Source organism: Nocardioides antri (genome assembly GCF_008373765.1).
Taxonomy (GTDB): Bacteria; Actinomycetota; Actinomycetes; order Propionibacteriales; family Nocardioidaceae; genus Nocardioides; species Nocardioides antri.
This window is the reverse complement of the sequence record NZ_VUJW01000006.1, coordinates 1-16,455: the sequence shown is the minus strand read 5'-3', so window position 1 is coordinate 16,455 and position 16,455 is coordinate 1. Positions and strand designations below refer to the sequence as shown.

At 72.4% G+C, this 16,455-nt stretch carries 18 protein-coding genes and 1 pseudogene; 13 read left to right on the top strand and 6 right to left on the bottom strand.

All coding sequences use genetic code 11. The features are described from left to right. Window positions 1-13 precede the first annotated feature (13 nt). The gene (locus F0U47_RS12130) at window positions 14-640 is read right to left on the bottom strand and encodes a response regulator (RefSeq protein WP_149750748.1); all 627 of its coding nucleotides are present in this window, start codon (window positions 638-640) and stop codon (window positions 14-16) included. Continuing rightward, window positions 637-1,842 (bottom strand): sensor histidine kinase, encoded by a 1,206-nt coding sequence (locus tag F0U47_RS12125; RefSeq protein ID WP_149750747.1) that lies wholly within the window; start codon window positions 1,840-1,842, stop codon window positions 637-639. Before F0U47_RS12125 ends, F0U47_RS12130 begins: the two co-directional genes overlap by 4 nt. A gap of 110 nt (window positions 1,843-1,952) precedes the next feature. On the opposite strand from F0U47_RS12125, the gene F0U47_RS12120 reads away from it, so the two are divergent. Genes F0U47_RS12120 through F0U47_RS12100 form a run of 5 tightly spaced genes read left to right on the top strand, consistent with a single transcriptional unit; the run spans window position 1,953 to window position 6,363 of the window. After that, window positions 1,953-2,918: an SMP-30/gluconolactonase/LRE family protein gene (locus F0U47_RS12120; protein ID WP_149750746.1), complete on the top strand. Its 966-nt coding sequence runs from the start codon at window positions 1,953-1,955 to the stop codon at window positions 2,916-2,918. Then, window positions 2,915-4,189: an ankyrin repeat domain-containing protein gene (locus F0U47_RS21610; RefSeq protein ID WP_223162753.1), complete on the top strand. Its 1,275-nt coding sequence runs from the start codon at window positions 2,915-2,917 to the stop codon at window positions 4,187-4,189. Before F0U47_RS12120 ends, F0U47_RS21610 begins: the two co-directional genes overlap by 4 nt. A gap of 52 nt (window positions 4,190-4,241) precedes the next feature. Beyond that, window positions 4,242-5,072, top strand: coding sequence for an NmrA family NAD(P)-binding protein (locus tag F0U47_RS12110; RefSeq protein WP_149750745.1), 831 nt, complete (start codon window positions 4,242-4,244; stop codon window positions 5,070-5,072). A gap of 43 nt (window positions 5,073-5,115) precedes the next feature. Further along, entirely contained in the window at window positions 5,116-5,649 is a 534-nt protein-coding gene (locus F0U47_RS12105; RefSeq protein WP_149750744.1) for a pyridoxamine 5'-phosphate oxidase family protein, read from the top strand. A 60-nt stretch (window positions 5,650-5,709) separates the two neighbouring features. After that, on the top strand, window positions 5,710-6,363 hold the full coding sequence (locus F0U47_RS12100; protein WP_188111319.1) for an SHOCT domain-containing protein: 654 nt from the start codon (window positions 5,710-5,712) through the stop codon (window positions 6,361-6,363). A 12-nt stretch (window positions 6,364-6,375) separates the two neighbouring features. Here the strand turns inward: F0U47_RS12100 and F0U47_RS12095 are convergent, their stop codons facing one another. After that, window positions 6,376-6,813, bottom strand: a complete 438-nt coding sequence (locus tag F0U47_RS12095) for an acyl-CoA thioesterase (RefSeq protein WP_149750743.1) — start codon at window positions 6,811-6,813, stop codon at window positions 6,376-6,378. 93 nt (window positions 6,814-6,906) lie between these two features. On the opposite strand from F0U47_RS12095, the gene F0U47_RS12090 reads away from it, so the two are divergent. From F0U47_RS12090 to F0U47_RS12080, 3 genes are read left to right on the top strand one after another with little or no spacing between them, the layout of a single operon-like run. After that, window positions 6,907-7,509: a TetR/AcrR family transcriptional regulator gene (locus F0U47_RS12090; RefSeq protein WP_149750742.1), complete on the top strand. Its 603-nt coding sequence runs from the start codon at window positions 6,907-6,909 to the stop codon at window positions 7,507-7,509. A gap of 36 nt (window positions 7,510-7,545) precedes the next feature. Next, window positions 7,546-8,409: a bile acid:sodium symporter family protein gene (locus tag F0U47_RS12085; protein ID WP_149750741.1), complete on the top strand. Its 864-nt coding sequence runs from the start codon at window positions 7,546-7,548 to the stop codon at window positions 8,407-8,409. A gap of 3 nt (window positions 8,410-8,412) precedes the next feature. Then, window positions 8,413-9,108 (top strand): L,D-transpeptidase family protein, encoded by a 696-nt coding sequence (locus F0U47_RS12080; RefSeq protein WP_149750740.1) that lies wholly within the window; start codon window positions 8,413-8,415, stop codon window positions 9,106-9,108. Here F0U47_RS12080 and F0U47_RS12075 read toward each other — a convergent pair. The 3 genes from F0U47_RS12075 to F0U47_RS12065 are packed head-to-tail and all read right to left on the bottom strand — an operon-like array spanning window position 9,098 to window position 11,470. Continuing rightward, the gene (locus F0U47_RS12075) at window positions 9,098-9,928 is read right to left on the bottom strand and encodes a PhzF family phenazine biosynthesis protein (protein ID WP_149750739.1); all 831 of its coding nucleotides are present in this window, start codon (window positions 9,926-9,928) and stop codon (window positions 9,098-9,100) included. The genes F0U47_RS12080 and F0U47_RS12075 overlap by 11 nt on opposite strands. Window positions 9,929-9,959: 31 nt before the next feature. After that, entirely contained in the window at window positions 9,960-10,907 is a 948-nt protein-coding gene (locus F0U47_RS12070) for an esterase/lipase family protein (RefSeq protein WP_149750738.1), read from the bottom strand. Window positions 10,908-10,960: 53 nt separating this feature from the next. Continuing rightward, window positions 10,961-11,470, bottom strand: a complete 510-nt coding sequence (locus F0U47_RS12065; protein ID WP_149750737.1) for an Lrp/AsnC family transcriptional regulator — start codon at window positions 11,468-11,470, stop codon at window positions 10,961-10,963. A gap of 111 nt (window positions 11,471-11,581) precedes the next feature. On the opposite strand from F0U47_RS12065, the gene hppD reads away from it, so the two are divergent. From hppD to F0U47_RS12040, 5 genes and pseudogenes are all read left to right on the top strand, one after another. Beyond that, window positions 11,582-12,784, top strand: a complete 1,203-nt coding sequence (gene hppD, locus F0U47_RS12060; protein WP_149750736.1) for a 4-hydroxyphenylpyruvate dioxygenase — start codon at window positions 11,582-11,584, stop codon at window positions 12,782-12,784. 36 nt (window positions 12,785-12,820) lie between these two features. Next, window positions 12,821-14,044 (top strand): homogentisate 1,2-dioxygenase, encoded by a 1,224-nt coding sequence (locus F0U47_RS12055; RefSeq protein WP_149750735.1) that lies wholly within the window; start codon window positions 12,821-12,823, stop codon window positions 14,042-14,044. Beyond that, on the top strand, window positions 14,041-15,252 hold the full coding sequence (gene fahA, locus F0U47_RS12050) for a fumarylacetoacetase (RefSeq protein WP_149750734.1): 1,212 nt from the start codon (window positions 14,041-14,043) through the stop codon (window positions 15,250-15,252). Before F0U47_RS12055 ends, fahA begins: the two co-directional genes overlap by 4 nt. A gap of 28 nt (window positions 15,253-15,280) precedes the next feature. Beyond that, complete coding sequence (locus F0U47_RS12045; RefSeq protein ID WP_149750733.1) at window positions 15,281-16,054, top strand: hypothetical protein; 774 nt, start codon at window positions 15,281-15,283, stop codon at window positions 16,052-16,054. A 97-nt stretch (window positions 16,055-16,151) separates the two neighbouring features. Continuing rightward, window positions 16,152-16,455, top strand: a pseudogene (locus F0U47_RS12040) (hypothetical protein); the annotation flags it as partial.

Below are 16,455 nucleotides of genomic sequence, written 5' to 3'. Positions count from 1 at the left end.
CCGGACGAGGCGGTCAGGTGCGGATGATCCGCCGCTCGATCGCCGCGGCGACCGCGCCGGCCCGGGTGTCGACGCCGAGCTTGGTGTAGATGTGCGAGAGGTGGGACTTGACCGTCGCCTCGGACACGAACAGCTCGCGCGCCATCTCCTTGTTGCCGAGGCCGCGGGAGAGCAGCTCGAGCACCTGGACCTCGCGCTCGGTGATGGTCGGCGCCGGGTTCGACGTACGACGGACGAGGGTTGCCGCGACCGTTGGCGCGAGCACCGTCTCACCCCGCGCGGTCGCCCGGATGCCGGCGAACAGGTCCTCGGACGGGGCGTCCTTGAGCAGGTACCCGCGCGCACCCGCGTCGAGGGCACGCAGGATGTCGGACTCGGTGTCGTAGGTCGTCAGCACCAGCACCTCGGGGGGCTCCGGCAGCGTCCGCAGCCGGGCCGTGATCTCCGCGCCGCCGACCGCGGCCGCGCCGAGGCTGAGGTCCATCAGCACGACGTCCGGGGCGGTGTTGCCCACCACGGTCATCGCGGCCTCGGCCCCGTCCGCCTCGCCGACCACCGCCAGGTCGGGCTGGCTCTCGACGAGCGCGCGCAGCCCGGCGCGGACCACCGGGTGGTCGTCGACGAGCACGATGCGGATCACACCGGGAACCGTACCGAGACCGTCGTCCCCTCGCCGGGCGCGCTCTCGACCTCGGCCGTCCCGCCCAGCGCGGCGGCGCGGTCGCGGATCCCGCGCAGCCCGTGCCCGCGGAACCCCTGGGGACCGCGCCCCTGCCAGGGCGCGAACCCCCGGCCGTCGTCGCGGACGTCGAGCAGCACCTCGTCGCCCAGGTAGGTGAGCGTCACGGCGACCCGGCCGGCCCCGGCGTGCTCGCGCACGTTCGCGAGCGCACCGCGGGTCGTCCGCAGCAGCGCGGCCGCGACCTCGGGCCGGAGCGGCACCGGACCGCCGTCGACCCGGACCTCGACCGCCAGGCCCGGCACCGCCTGGTCGGCTGCACGGCGCAGCGCACCGGCCAGCGCGTCCCCCGACCCGTCGCCGAGCTCGGCCGGAGCCAGGTCGCGGACGACGTGCCGCACCTCCTCGAGGCCGTCCCGGGCGGTGGCTGCCGCGGTGCGCACGTGCTCGCGGGCGGCCAACGGCTGGTCGTCCCACGCCCGCTCGGCCGCCTGCAGCAGCAGGTTGATGCTCGACAGACCTTGGCCGACGGAGTCGTGGATCTCGCGTGAGAGCCGGGTCCGCTCGGCGAGCGCGCCGGAGCGGTGCTGCTCCTCGGCGAGCTCCGCCTGCGCCTCGCCCAGCTCGTCGAGGAGGTCCTGGCGGGCCCGCGACTCCCGCTCGAGCGAGCGGTAGGCGATCACGGTCACGATCGCGACGCCGACCGGCCCGACCAGCAGCGTCGGGTCGGGGGAGTCGCTGATCCTCGTGGTCGAGCCGGCGACGAGGAGCGTCATCGCGACCACGGTCGCCGCTGCCCATCCGAACGGGAGCACGCGCAGCACCGCGAACGCGACCGGCACCGCGCACCACGCGAACGACGGAGCCACGACCGTCAGTCCTGCCCAGATCGCCACCATCCCGGCGACCCAGACCGTCGGCCACCACGAGAGTCCCGGCAGCGCGGCCCGGGTGGCGTAGGCCAGCGCGAGCACGGCGGCACCGGCCAGGATCGCGACCCCGAGCGCGTCGAGACCGTGGCGGTCGACGTACCGCACGGCGCAGGTCGCCACCAGCGCCACCAGGACCACCTGGAGCCAGCGGTCGAGCAGCGCGACCGGCGCGAGGATCCCGCGCAGGCCGCGGCTGTCTGTCGGACCGGTCGGATCCGTCGGAGCGCTCATGTCGGCCTCAGCGTAGGGAGGAGGGATGGTCCCGGCATCATCCAATCGGCTATCGGACGGTGGCCGCCCGGCCGACGTACGACGGCCCGTCGGCGACGGAGGCTGGACCCATGCAGATCTCAGCACTCGCGACCGCCACCGCCTTCTCCGTGGCCGCCCTCGCCGCCCTTGCCGCCGGATCCGGGCCGTCCGCCGCCGACGAGGTCGACCGGCCGGCGACCTACCAGCTGACCGGGGACCCCGCCGGCTCCCGGTTCGAGGGGATCGGCGCCGACCAGCAGCGCGGCCTGTTCTACGTCAGCGAGGTCACCGGCGGCGAGATCCACCGCGGTGCGGCCGACCAGGAGCAGACCGTCGAGTGGCTCGCCGGCGACGGCACCGACGGCCGGTTCACCGCGCGGGGGATCACCGTCGACGACCAGGGCCGGGTGTACGTCGCCGGCGGCCCGAACGGCATCGGCACCGGACGTCCCGACCTCTGGGTCTACGCCCCCGACGGCACCCTGCTCGCCGCGCTGCGCGCACCCGGCACCGACGTGTTCCTCAACGACGTCGCGATCGGGCCGGACGGCGCGGCGTACTTCACCAACTCCAACGACCCTCAGGTCTTCCGCGTCGCGCCGGGTGCCGACGGCTGGGAGGCGACGCTGTGGGCGGACGCCCGCGGCGCCGTCGACCGCACGACCGGCTTCAACCTCGGCGGCATCGTGCTGACTGCCGACCGGAGCGCGTTCGTGGTCGCCCAGGGCAACGTCGGCAGGCTGTGGCGGTTCGACACGGCAACGGGTGCGGTGACCGAGGTGGACACCGGAGGCGCGGACCTGGTCAACGCCGACGGCCTCGTCCGCCGTGGCAGCACGCTCACCGTGATGCGCAACTTCTCGCGGATGGTGGCCACACTCCGCCTCTCCTCCGACGGTCGTACGGCGACGCCCGTGCGCCAGGTGGCGACCTCGCCGAGCCGGGTGCTGACCACGGCGAAGGTGCTCGACGGCCGGATCCTCTACGTCGACAGCAAATTCGACGAGCCGACCGCGACCGGTCCCTACGAGGTCGTCACCGACCCCACCCGATGAGACGGACGACGCTGGCAGCCCTTCCGCTCGCCCTCCTGCTGGCCGCCTGCCGCGGTGAGCCGGAGGCCGAGCGGTCCGCCGAGCGGCCCGCGGAGGTCGAGGAGACCGCCCGACCGTCGCGCGACCCCGGCGCCGTCCGCGAGGCTCGCCCACCCGAGGGAGTCGACGAGGTGGACCAGCGCAGGCTCGACGAGCGGCTGCGCGTCGCCGCCTGGGCGAACGACGTCGCGACGGCACGGCGCCTCGTCGTCCGCGGCGCCGACGTCAACGCCAAGGACGAGACCGAGCAGTCGGCGTACCTCATCGCCACCAGCGAGGGCTACCTGGAGCTGCTCCGGCTCGCGCTCCGGAGCGGCGCCCGGGTCGACGACAAGGACAGCTGGAACGGCACCGGGCTGATCCGGGCGGCCGAGCGCGGTCACGCGCTCGTGGTCGGCGAGCTCCTCCGGGCCGGGATCGACCGGGACCACGTCAACCGGATCGGCTACCAGGCGATCCACGAGGCCGTCTGGCTCGGCGAGGACACGGCGGCGTACGCCACCACCCTCCGCGTCCTCGCGGCGGGCGGCGTGAGACTGTCCGACCGGTCGGTGACCGAGGGGCTGACGCCGCTGGAGATGGCCCGCCGGCGAGGACTCGCAGGATTGGAGCAGGTGTTGACCGAGCTGACGACCGACGACGTGTCGGACGAGCCGGACGCGGCGCTGCTGCGGGCGGCCGCTGCCGGGGACGCCGACGCGGTCGCGCTCGCCTTGCGCGCGGGCGCGGACATCGAGGCCCGCGACGAGCACCGGCGCACGGCGCTGCTCCTCGCCGCGACCTACGACCACGTCGCCGTCGCCCAGGTGCTCGTGGCGATGGGCGCCGACCCCGACGCGCTCGACGATCGCCACGACACCCCGTGGCTGGTCACCGGCGTGACCGGCAGCGTCGCGATGCTGGAGGCGCTGCTGCCCGCGCGGCCGGACCTCACGATCGTCAACCGGTACGGCGGCGTCTCGGTCATCCCGGCCAGCGAGCGTGGTCACGTCGACTACGTGCGCCGGGTCGTCAGCACCGGGATCGACGTCGACCACGTCAACGACCTTGGCTGGACCGCTCTCCTGGAGGCCGTGATCCTCGGCGACGGCGGAGCCGACCACCAGGAGATCGTCCGGATCCTCCTCGCCGCCGGGGCCGACCCGACAATCCCGGACGGCGACGGGGTGACCGTGCTCCAGCACGCCGAGGAGCGCGGCTTCGAGGAGATCGCCCGCCTCCTTCGTCCTTGAACTCAAGTGGACTTGAAGTTCTACCGTCGACACCGACGAAGGGAGAACGACAATGACGACACTGGTGACAGGAGCGACCGGCAACTCGGGCCGGCAGGTGGTGGCCGAGCTGGTCCGGCGAGGTGAGCAGGTCCGCGCATTGACCCGCGACCCGGCCGCGGCCGCGGCGGTGCTGCCGGCCGGCGTCGACCTGGTCCGCGGCACCCACACCGCGCCGGAGACGCTGGACGCCGCGCTCGAGGACGTGGACCGGCTGCACATCACGGTGACGAGCGGCCTCGCCGAGGTCGGGCCCGCGCTGGTGCGCCGCGCGGTCGACGCCGGCGTACGCCGCATCACCGTGCTCTGGGGCGGCTACGTGGGCCCGGTCGAGGAGGCCGTCGCCGGCTCGGGCGTCGAGTGGACGCGCCTGGAGCCCCAGGAGTTCATGTCCAACACGCTGACGTGGCGCGCCTCGATCCGGGCGGAAGGGGTGGTCCGCGAGCCCTACGACCTGCCGAGCGCGCTGGTCCACGAGGCCGACATCGGCGCGGTCGCCGCGGCAGCGCTGATGGAGGACGGCCACCACGGCCGCGTCTACACCCTCACCGGCCCGGAGGCGCTGACACCCAGCCAGCGGATCCGCGTCCTGTCCCGCGCCCTGGGCACGCCGATCGACCTGGTCCGGATCACCCACGAGCAGGCCGTCGACCGGCTGATGGCGACCGGCGTCTCGCGGGCCGACGCCGACTTCGTCGTCGGTTGGTACGCCACGCCGCCCGACGAGGCGTGGACCGTCGTCGACACGGTGGAGCAGGTGACCGGCCGTCCCGCCCGCACGTTCGAGCAGTGGGTGGCCGAGCACGTCGAGAGCTTCCGGGAGCCGCAGGCCACGGTCGCCTGACCGGTCGCGATGAGTCGGCGCCGGGCCGCGGGTCTGCACCGGCATGGAGACGATCAACCTGGCAGAGCTGTACGACCGGCCGGCGCTGGCGTGGGACGACGTCGCCGGCCGGCTGGACGCCGGATTCGCGCAGGCTGCGGAGGACGGCGGCCCCGGCCGGCACACGTGCTGGCTCACCAGCGTCAACGCGGACGGAAGTCCGCACACCAACGCCGTCGGGGCGATCTGGCATCGCGGCACCTTCTGGTTCGTGACCGGCCTGACGACCCGCCGGGGCCGCAACCTCGTCCGCGACCCGCGCTGCCTGATGGCGCTGAGCCTCCGCGAGCTCGACCTCGTGGTGGAGGGGCGGGCGACGGTCGCCGACGACCCCGAGCAGGTGGCCGAGGTCGCCCGGATCTACGCCGGCGAGGAGGGCTGGCCGTGCCAGGTCGACGAGTCCGGGACGGCCCTGACCGCGCCCTACAGCGCGCAGTCCGCGGGACCACCGCCGTGGCACGTGTTCCGGCTCGATCCCGGCTCGGCGCACGCCGTACAGGCCATCGAGCCGTACGGCGCGACCCGCTGGGTCTTCTGACCCCTGGCGAGTGCGACGAACCGCTGCGACGCGACGCCGGGTCGCACTACGCTCCGGCTCGTGAGCCCACCCGCGGAGCGGGCCGACGCCCCACCGCCGTCGTTCGTGCGCAACCTCGCGCGGACGCTGCCGTTCATGTTGATCTGCGGCATCGTCGGGCCGATCTTCCTCGTGATCTACCTCGCCAGCGGCAGCGTCCCGGAGATCGGGTGGATGCTGTGGACCGGCCTCGGCGTGACCGTGCTCGACGTGGTGCTCGCGGTGGCGATCGCCGCCGGCCGGACCCGCGCGCAGCGGCGCACCCACCGGCTGCGGCGCACCGGCCGCCGTGCGCTGGCCCAGGTGCTGTCGGTCGAGCAGACCGGCGTCCGCATCAACGACCAGCCGCTGCTCGAGCTCCGGCTCCGGATCGAGGGTGGGGACGTGACGCCCTTCGAGGCCGAGTCCAGGAGCGTGATCTCCGACGTACGGCTGCCGCTCCTCTATGCCGGCCCGCTGCCGGTGCTGGTCGACCCCGAGACGCTCGAGTGGGAGTTCGACTGGGACTCGGCCCGGCCGGCGTCGTTCACCGCGGTGGGCGTGCCCTCGGCGGTACCTGCGGACCAGCGACCGATCGCCGACCGCCTGGCCGAGCTCGACAGCCTCTTCCAGCGGGACCTGCTCAGCCGCGAGGAGTACGACGCCGCCCGTGCCCGCATCCTGGGCGAGCTCTGAGCCCGGGGCCGGTCACGCAGCGGGGCGCTCGACCCCCGGCGCCAGCAACGGCGCGGCGAGCTCCCAGACGTCGTCGCCGATCGGCGCCGGCCGCAGCGTCTTGCCGTCGAGGTTGACCACCACCCGGTGGCCGTCGGCGTGGACGACCGTGTGGTCGGCGGAGATGACCTGGAACCCGTAGGTGACGCTGGTCCGTCCGGCGCGGTCGACCCAGAAGTGGACGTCGACCTCGCTGAGGCCGACGACCGGCTGGTGGTAGGTCATCGTCAGCTCGCGGATCACGAAGACCGAGCGGCTCGGGTCGAGCTCCCAGCCGGCGTCCGCCCAGAAGTCGATGACGGCGTTGTCGAAGAGGAGGGCGTACCGCGCATGGTGGAGCATCCCGAACCCGTCGAGGTCGTCGAGGTAGATCCGCTTGCGGACGAGGACGCCGGCGCTGGTGTCGATCATCGGGTGCTCCCAACTATACGTTCGATCGGTCGTGTTGTTTCGAAAGCGTACTCCGTCTCGACCTTTACGTCCAGTCGGTCTTATAGTTTGCCCATGGCCACCGATGCCCCTGTCACCGACGGCCGCCGCGTGCGCGGCGACGCGACCCGCAAGCGGGTGGCGCGCGAGGCCTCGATGGTCGCCACCATCAGCGGCCTCGACTCGATCACCGTCGGGCTCCTCGCCGAGCGCACGGGCGTCAGCAAGAGCGGCATCCTCACCGTCTTCGGCAGCCGGGAGGCGATCCAGGTCGCGGCCGTCGCCGAGGCGCGCCGGATCTACCAGGAGGTCGTGCTGGCGCCGATCTGGTCGGAGCCGGCGGGTGCACCGCGGCTGCGCGCGCTCCTGCGGTCCTGGGTGGACTACCTGCACGCGGGCGTCTTCCCCGGTGGGTGCTTCATCGCCGCGACTTCGGTGGAGTACGGCCACCGCACCGGCCCCGTGGCCGACGCCGTACGACGCCTCAAGCGCGAGTGGCTCGACCTGCTCGAGTCCGAGCTCGTCGCCGCCGGGTCCGAGAGCCCGGAGGACGACGCGTTCCGGATCGACGCCTTCCTCAACGCCGGGAACACCCAGGACCAGCTGAGCGGCGCGGACGACTGGTCCGGCACCGAGCGTGCTGTCAGGCTGTCGCTCGAGGTCATCCCCGGGACCTGACATCGACGACGAGCACGCCGGCGAGGAGCGCGCACCATGGACACGATCCTCACCACGGTGGCACTGCCGCTGGCCCTCGGCGTCATCATGTTCGGGCTCGGCCTGGACCTGACCGTCGACGACTTCCGCCGGGTCGGCCGTAGCCCGAAGGCCGTCGTCACCGCGCTGACCTGTCAGCTGCTGGTGCTCCCCGCCGTGTGCTTCGGCCTGGTGCTGCTCCTCGACCTCCCGCCGCTGCTGGCGATCGGCATGCTGCTGCTGGCGTCGTCCCCGGGCGGCACCTCGGCCAACCTGTTCAGCCACCTCTTCCGTGGCGACGTCGCACTGAACATCTCCCTGACGGCGATCAACTCGGTCCTGTCGCTGGTCACGCTGCCGCTGATCACGAACTTCGCGATCGACTACTTCGACCAGGGCGACTCGGTGTCGCTGCCGCTCGTCGAGGTGGTCAAGGTGTTCGCGATCGTGCTGGTCCCGGTCGCGGTCGGGATGTGGGTCCACCGCCGGTCGCCCGGGTTCTCCGGGCGTATGGAGAAGCCGGTGCGGGTCGGCTCGGCGCTCATCCTCGCCGCGCTGGTGGTCGCGATCCTGGTCGACCAGCGCGACAACGTGACCGGCTACCTCGCCGACGTCGGCCTGGTGGCCGCCCTGTTCTGCGCGACCAGCCTGCTCGTGGGATACGCCGTCCCGCGCGTGGTGGGGGTGACGGAGAAGCAGGCGATCGCCTCGTCGATGGAGATCGGCGTGCACAACGCGACGCTGGCGATCTACATCGCCGTGGAGGTCCTCGACGAGACGGAGGCGTCGATCCCGGCCGCGGTCTACTCCATCTTCATGTTCGTCTTCGCTGCCGGTTGGGGCTATCTGGTCTCCCGCCGGGTCGATCCGGCGCAGACTTGAGTCATGCTCCGCGCCCTGCTCGCCCTCGTCGTGACCTGCCTGGTCCTGGCAGCGGCGCCGGTCGCGCCGGCCGACGCCACCCCGGCGGTCGAGCGCGCGCAGCGTCGGCTCAACCAGCTCGGGTGCGACTCCGGCCCGGCCGACGGGGCGATGGGTGAGCGGACCCGCTCGGCCGTCCTCCGCTTCCAGTCCCGGCACCGGCTCAGCCAGACCGGCAACCTCAACAACGCCACCACGCGCAGGCTGTACGCCGACGACGCGCGCCGGTGCGACGTACGACCGGTGCCGCCGCGCAGCGGGACCGGACGCCGGATCGTCGTCAGCCAGCGCCAGAACTGGGTATGGCTGGTCGCGAGCGGCGGCCGGGTCGTCGGCCAGAGCGGGATGATCGACAACCCCGGTGAGCTCGGCACGGGCTGGAAGAAGGTCGGCTCCTACTGCGGGCGGTCCGCGAAGATCCGGCGCAACACCGACACGAGCGGCGCCCTCGTCCTGGAGCACTTCACCCGTTTCGCGCCCTGCGGGATCGGCTTCCACCGCATCCCGACCCACCGCAGCGGCTCCCAGATCCACCCGGCGTGGCTGGTCGGCACCAACCTGCGGCAGTCGCACGGCTGCGTGCGGCTCCCGAAGGCGTTCGCGGCGCGGCTGTGGGACTTCGGCCGGGTCGGCACCCGGGTCCGGGTCGTCAGAGGCTGACCGAGCCGCTGATCGTCGTACTGGTGTCGCCGCCGACCCAGATGGTGCCGTCGTCGTCGGTGTCGACGTGCACGCGGCCGGCGCGGCCGATCGCCGTACCCTGCGCCGCGACGTACGACGGCGGCAGGATGCCGCTCTCCGTGAGCCACTGCGCGAGACCTGCGTTCAGCGAACCGGTCGCCGGGTCCTCGGGGATGCCGACGTCGGGCGCGAAGCCGCGCACCTCCAGCTGCGCCTCGCTGCCGTCGGGGTGCAGGCCGGCGACACCGACGTCGAGCCCGTGGAACGCGCCGAAGTCGGGCTCGAGCGCCAGCACCGCCGCCGCGTCACGCAGCCGGACGGCGACCCAGCCGGCGCCGTTGTCGACCCACTGGCTGTCGACGACGTCGGAGCGGTCGATCCGCAGCGCGGTCGCGATGCGGTCGAGGTCGGCGTCCTCGACCAGGCCGGAGCGGATCAGCGGCGGCGCGGCGAACGCCAGCCGATCGGTCAGCCGCAGGCGCACCAGCCCGACGCCGCACTCCTGCAGGACCTGCTCGCCGCGCGGCACCCCGCCTGCTTGGAGCCAGGCGTGTGCCGACCCCAGCGTCGGGTGCCCGGCGAACGCCAGCTCGCCGCCGGGCGTGAAGATGCGCAGCCGGTAGTCGGCCTCCGCGGACGTCGGCCGGAGCAGGAACGTGGTCTCGGACAGGTTGGTCCAGCGCGCGAACGCCGCCATCTGCTCGTCGTCCAGCCCGTCGGCGTCGTGCACGACTGCGACCGGGTTCCCGCGCAGCGGCTGGGTGCTGAAGACATCGACCTGGCGGAAGGGCAGCGGCATGCGCCGAGCCTAGGTGCGGCCGCCGACCGGGCTAGGACACCGGACCGGTGAAGGGGAGCACGACCATGCAGGGCACCGGCCGCTTGTGCTTCGGATCCAGGGTGTTGAGCACGATCCGCGCGGCGACCGGGTCGGCGGCGATCTCGAAGTGCTCCGCGTAGTCCTTCGCGCACCTGTCCTGGACGACGATGTTGCGCATCCCGCGCTGGCGGCCGCTGGTGTAGGGGACCACCAGCTGGTCGTACTTGGTCATGATGTTGGTGTACTCGATGTCGCCGACGACGAGCCCGCCTGCCCGCAGGCGACGCATGAACCGCGAGTCCGTCCCGAACTGGTTGCAGGCCTGGCACACGGGGCCGCCGTCCTCGGGTACGCCGAACACCCTGGTCAGCAGCAGCCCGATGTCGGCGATCCGGGTGCCGTGCCACAGCGGGGACAGGGAGACGTAGCGCTTCACGTGCTTGGCGCCCCCGAGGAACTTCACGTAGTACTCCGGCATCAACGTGCCCTGGGAGTGCCCGAGCAGGTCGACCTTGCGGGCACCGGTCGCGCGCAGCACCCGCCTGATGAACGCCTTGAGCTGGCGGGCGCTGTCCTGCATGCGGGTCATGCCGCCGAGCTGGTTGAGGGGCAGTGGCGTGCCGGGCTCGACGCCGTAGGTCAGGGCGAAGACGCAGTAGCCGTTGTTCGCCAGCAGCGGTGAGTACGTCTGCCAGTTGGTGTTCTTGTTGCCGCCGGTCCCGTGGACGAGGACGACCGGCCGCGGGTGACGCTTGGTCGGCCGGCAGTCCCAGTCGTTGCCGCCCGGCGGGTCTGCGTCGACCTGCCTGCCGGCGGCGATCGCGCTGACGAGGAAGTTGTAGGTGACCGGGAGGTCGTCGTCCCCGGCATGGCCCGGCGCGGCCGGCAGGCTCGCGGTGATGCCGACGAGCGCCACGGCTGCGACGAGCGCGGTGCGGACGAGCTGGCGACGACGCATGCGATCTCCCTCCCCGGGGTCCCGGGAGGATAACGCGTTCTAGCCCCTCCGGGTCACGCGTCCCGGCGGGAGCGGTACGCCGGGGCGCGCGCGTCGCGCTCCTCGGCGGACCGTTCGAGGAGGGGCAGCACGCGCGGAGCGACGACGGTGCCGAGCACGACGACGCTCGTCGTACGCACCACCGACGGCGACCGGTTGAGCTCGATCAGGGTCTCCTGCAGGTCGCCGTGCGAGGTCGCGGCGACCTTGCAGAGCACGTCGGCGGTGCCGGTGGTGACGTAGGCCTCGAGGATCGTCGGCATCGCCTCGAGCTCGGGCGCGAGCTGGTCGAGGGCCCCCTGCGCGATCTCGAGGGTGACGAACGCCGAGACGTGCTGGCCGGCTGCCTCGAGGTCGATGTCGGGGCCGTAGCCGGTGACGACGCCGGTCGACTCGAGGCGCTGGATCCGCGCCTGCACGGTCGCGCGGGCGACCTTCGTGAGGCGGGACAGCTCCAGCACGCCGGCGCGCGGATGCTCCCGCAGCGCGGTGAGCAGGGCGAGGTCGAGCCGGTCGAGGTGCATGGTAGGCAGACAGCCTAGTTCAATGGGCCGCAACTGGTCAGTAGTTGCCAATCCGCCCAGGAGGTGCTGGCGCGGTTGAACAGCAGTTCCCCGACCGGCTTGGCTGGTGCCATGACCCTGGAACAGCTCACCGACGCGGAGCGACTCGCCCACCTCAGCCTCGAGCAGCTCCACCAGCTGGTCGGCCTCGTGGAGTACGACGCCAGCCACGACCCGTTCCCCGTGACCGGGTGGGACTCGGTCGTCTGGGCGGTCGGCAACGCGACCCAGACCACGCACTTCTTCATCTCCGCCTTCGGGATGGACCTGGTCGCCTACTCCGGCCCGGAGACCGGCAACCGCGACCGCAAGTCCTACGTCCTCGAGAGCGGCGCCGTCCGGTTCGTCGTCGAGGGCGGCGTACACCCCGACAGTGACGTGATCAAGCACCACGCCCGCCACGGTGACGGCATCGTCGACATCGCGCTCGAGGTGCCCGACGTCGACCGCTGCGTCGCGCACGCCGCGTCCCAGGCCGCCACGGTCCTGGAGGAGCCCCACGACGTCACCGACGAGCACGGCACCATCCGCCGGGCCGCGATCGCGACGTACGGCGAGACCCGGCACACCCTGATCGACCGCAGCCGGTACCACGGCCCCTACCTGCCCGGCTACGTCGAGCGCCGGTCGTCGTACGTCCGCCCGGCGGGGGCCCCGAAGCGGCTGTTCCAGGCGCTCGACCACGTCGTCGGCAACGTCGAGCTCGGCCGGATGGACGACTGGGTCGACTTCTACCGGCGGGTGATGGGCTTCGCGAACATGGCGGAGTTCATCGGTGACGACATCGCCACCGACTACTCGGCCCTGATGAGCAAGGTCGTCGCCAGCGGCAACCACCGGGTGAAGTTCCCGCTCAACGAGCCGGCGATCGCCAAGAAGCGGAGCCAGATCGACGAGTACCTCGAGTTCTACCAGGGTCCCGGCGCCCAGCACCTCGCGCTGGCGACCAACGACATCCTCACCGCCGTCGACCACCTGCGCGCTGCCGGCGTGGAGTTCCTCGTCACGCCCGACTCCTACTACGAGGACCCCGAGCTCCGGGCCCGGATCGGCAACGTCCGGGTGCCGATCGAGGAGCTCCAGAAGCGCGGGATCCTCGTCGACCGCGACGAGGACGGCTACCTGCTGCAGATCTTCACCAAGCCGATCGGCGACCGGCCGACGGTGTTCTTCGAGCTGATCGAGCGGCATGGTTCGCTGGGGTTCGGCAAGGGCAACTTCAAGGCCCTGTTCGAAGCGATCGAGCGCGAGCAGGAGCGGCGCGGCAACCTCTAGGGGTCTCGACAGGCTCGACCACCGAAAGCGGGAGAGATGGCGCACTACCAGCGGGTCGGCGACGTACCGCCGAAACGGCACACCCAGCACCGGGACCCCGACGGGAACCTCTACTACGAGGAGCTGATGGGCGAGGAGGGGTTCTCCTCCGACTCGTCCCTGCTCTACCACCGGCACGTCCCGTCGGCGATGGTCGACGCCCGCACGTGGGACCTGCCCGACCAGGCGACCCAGCCGAACGCGCCGCTGGCGCCCCGGCACCTGGCGCTCCACGACCTGTTCCCGGGCCAGGAGTGGAAGGACGTCGACGCGGTGACCGGGCGCCGCCTCGTCCTCGGCAACGCCGACGTGCGGATCAGCTACGCCGCCGTCGGCACGACCTCGCCGCTCTACCGCAACGCGGTGGGCGACGAGGTCGTCTTCGTCGAGAGCGGTACGGCGACCGTGGAGACGGTCTTCGGCCACCTCACGGTCGACACCGGCGACTACGTCGTCATCCCGCGGGCGACGACGCACCGCTGGGTGCCGACGAGCCTGGACGACGGCCCGCTGCGGCTCTACGCCATCGAGGCCAACAGCCACATCGCGCCGCCGAAGCGGTACCTGTCGCGCTACGGGCAGTTCCTCGAGCACGCGCCGTACTGCGAGCGCGACCTGCGGCTGCCCGTGTGGACGGAGCCGCCGGAGGTCCGCGACGAGACCCCCAGCGAAGGGGTCGAGGTCTTCATCAAGCACCGCGGCACCGGCCCGGGCGGGCTCGCCGGCTCCGTCCACGTGGTCCCGCACCACCCGTTCGACGTCGTCGGCTGGGACGGGTGCCTCTACCCCTACGTGTTCAACGTCGCCGACTTCGAGCCGATCACCGGCCGGCTGCACCAGCCGCCGCCGGTCCACCAGGTGTTCGAGGGCCACAACTTCGTGGTCTGCAACTTCGTGCCCCGTAAGGTCGACTACCACCCGCTCGCGGTGCCGGTGCCCTACTACCACTCCAACGTCGACAGCGACGAGGTGATGTTCTACGTGGCCGGCGACTACGAGGCGCGCAAGGGCTCGGGGATCGGCATCGGCTCGATCACCCTGCACCCGGGCGGGCACGCCCACGGACCGCAGCCGGGCGCGATCGAGGCCAGCCTCGGCGCCGAGCGGTTCGACGAGCTCGCGGTCATGGTCGACACGTTCCGGCCGCTGGAGCTCGGCGAGGCCGGGCGGGCCAGCGACGACGGCGTCTACGCGTGGTCTTGGGCGGGAGGACGTAGGTGACCTGGCTGGATCTCCCCGCCGACCACCCCTTCGGCGTCGCGCACCTGCCGTACGGCGCCTACGCGCCTCCCGGCGACCCCCGCACCCGGATCGGGGTGCGGGTCGGCGACGCCGTGCTCGACCTGGTCGGCGCCGCGGTGCAGCTGGAGCCGCGGCTGGTGCCGATGGTCGAGGGCGACAACCTCGACCGGCTCCTCGCCGCCGGCCCGGTCACCTGGGCCGCGACCCGCGGTGCGGTGACGAGCTGGCTCACCGACCCGGCCTGCCGGCCGGTCGTGGAGGCGAACCTGACCGAGCTGTCCGCCGTCCGCCTGGAGCTGCCGTTCACGGTCGCCGACTACGTCGACTTCTACTCCTCCGAGCACCACGCCCGGAACCTCGGCCGGATCCTGCGGCCCGGCCAGCCCGAGCTGCCGCCGAACTGGCTGCACCTGCCGGTCGGCTACCACGGCCGCGCGGGCACGGTCGTCGTGTCGGGCACCGACGTCGTCCGGCCCAGCGGCCAGCGCCGCACGCCGGACGGTGACGTGGTGTTCGGGCCGACGACGCGCCTCGACATCGAGGCCGAGGTCGGGTACGTCGTCGGCATGCCCTCCGAGCTCGGTCGTCCCGTGCCGCTGGAGTCGTTCGACGAGCACGTCTTCGGCGTCTGCTTGGTCAACGACTGGTCGGCGCGCGACATCCAGGGCTGGGAGTACCAGCCGTTGGGCCCGTTCCTCGGCAAGTCGTTCGCGACGTCGGTGTCGCCGTGGATCACACCGCTCGCTGCCTTGAGCGAGGCCTGGGTCGCGCCCCCGCCGCGGGACCCGCAGCCGTTGCCCTACCTCGACGACGCGGGGGCACCGCCGTACGGCCTCGACCTGCGGCTGGAGGTGCGGCTCAACGGCCACGTGGTGGCGACGCCGCCGTTCGCTCAGATGTACTGGACGGCAGCGCAGCAGCTCGCCCACCTCACGGTCAACGGGGCGTCACTGCGGACCGGCGACCTGTTCGCGTCCGGCACGGTGAGCGGGCCGGAGCGCGACGAGCGGGGCTCGTTCGTCGAGCTGTCGTGGAACGGCTCGGAGCCGATCGTGCTGCCCGACGGGGGGACCCGGACGTTCCTCGAGGACGGCGACGAGGTCGTGATCACCGCGACGGCACCCGGACCGGACGGCGCCGTGGTCGGGCTCGGCGAGGTGCGAGGGCGGATCGTCCCGGCCCGCTGACTAGACTCGCTGGGTCGATGGAGGCCGAGTGAACGACGAGACCGGGGGACGCGTGACCGAGGCAGCCCAGCAGGACGATTCCGTCGATGCGCTGCTCGAGGTGGTGCTCGTCAGCGCCGACGAGCTGAGCGGCTTCGCCGCGCTCGACCCGGACGAGGCGAGCGCCCCCGTCGCGGTGGGCGGCACGGGCGAGACCCAGCAGCGCGAGGAGATCTCCTACGAGCAGTTCGGCAACGAGTACATCCGCCGGGTCCTCCACAAGGACCGGATCCTCCAGATGGTCAACGACGTCCTCGGCCCGGAGATCAGGCTCGGCCCGATCGGCGCCGGCCCCGGGCGGAAGGCCGCCACGATCAGCGCGGTCGGGACCTTCCGGCAGACCAAGGGCGAGGAGATCCCCGGCGACCTGCTCTCCTACCGGGTGTTCCTGCCGATCAGCGTCGACTTCGACGTCGACCTGCGGGTCGACAAGCACCACTTCGCCGCCGACGTCGTCGTTCCGCTGACGCTGACCGTGCACACGGTCGCCCCGCTGCGGATCCGGATCGACATCACCGTGCCGTCCGACGAGGACGTCGCGCTCACCCTGCAGAGCGACACCCGTCGCGGCGCCGTGCTCCAGAAGCTCGCGCGGCTCGAGCCCGAGCTGCGGCGCTTCCTGGTGAAGGTCGTCCGCACCGAGCTTTCCAAGCCCTACGTACGCCGCGCGACCGACTTCGACATGGCCGCGCTCATCGACGACGCCTGGCCGGGAATCGCTGCGGTGATCCTGCCGCACACCCCCGAGGACCGCCTCGGCTGACGGGCTCGCTGGTCGAGGAGGTCGCGCAGCGACCGTCTCGAGACCACCCCCGGATGTCCTGTGGACGCGCTTGTCCGGCTCGATCAGATGTTCTATTATGAACTCAACGTCGATGGTTGTCTCGGGCGGTGCCGTGGTCGCGCAGCTGATGCCCCGGCCGCACCCGATCACGGCCTGCGCCGACCAGCTCTCCGCCGTGCTTGCGGAGGTCGCTGGGGTGCCGGCGGTGTACATGAGCCCCGAGGACAAGCGCGCCGCGCTGCTCGCGCTCACTGATGCCGAGCGGAGGTTGGCTGAGCTGAGGCTGCGGGTGATCGCCGCGGCGGCCGACGTCGCCGACGCCCGCGGCGCTCGGGATGTGGCGGGGTGGTTGGCGTCGCGGACCCACGCCGGCTCCGCGG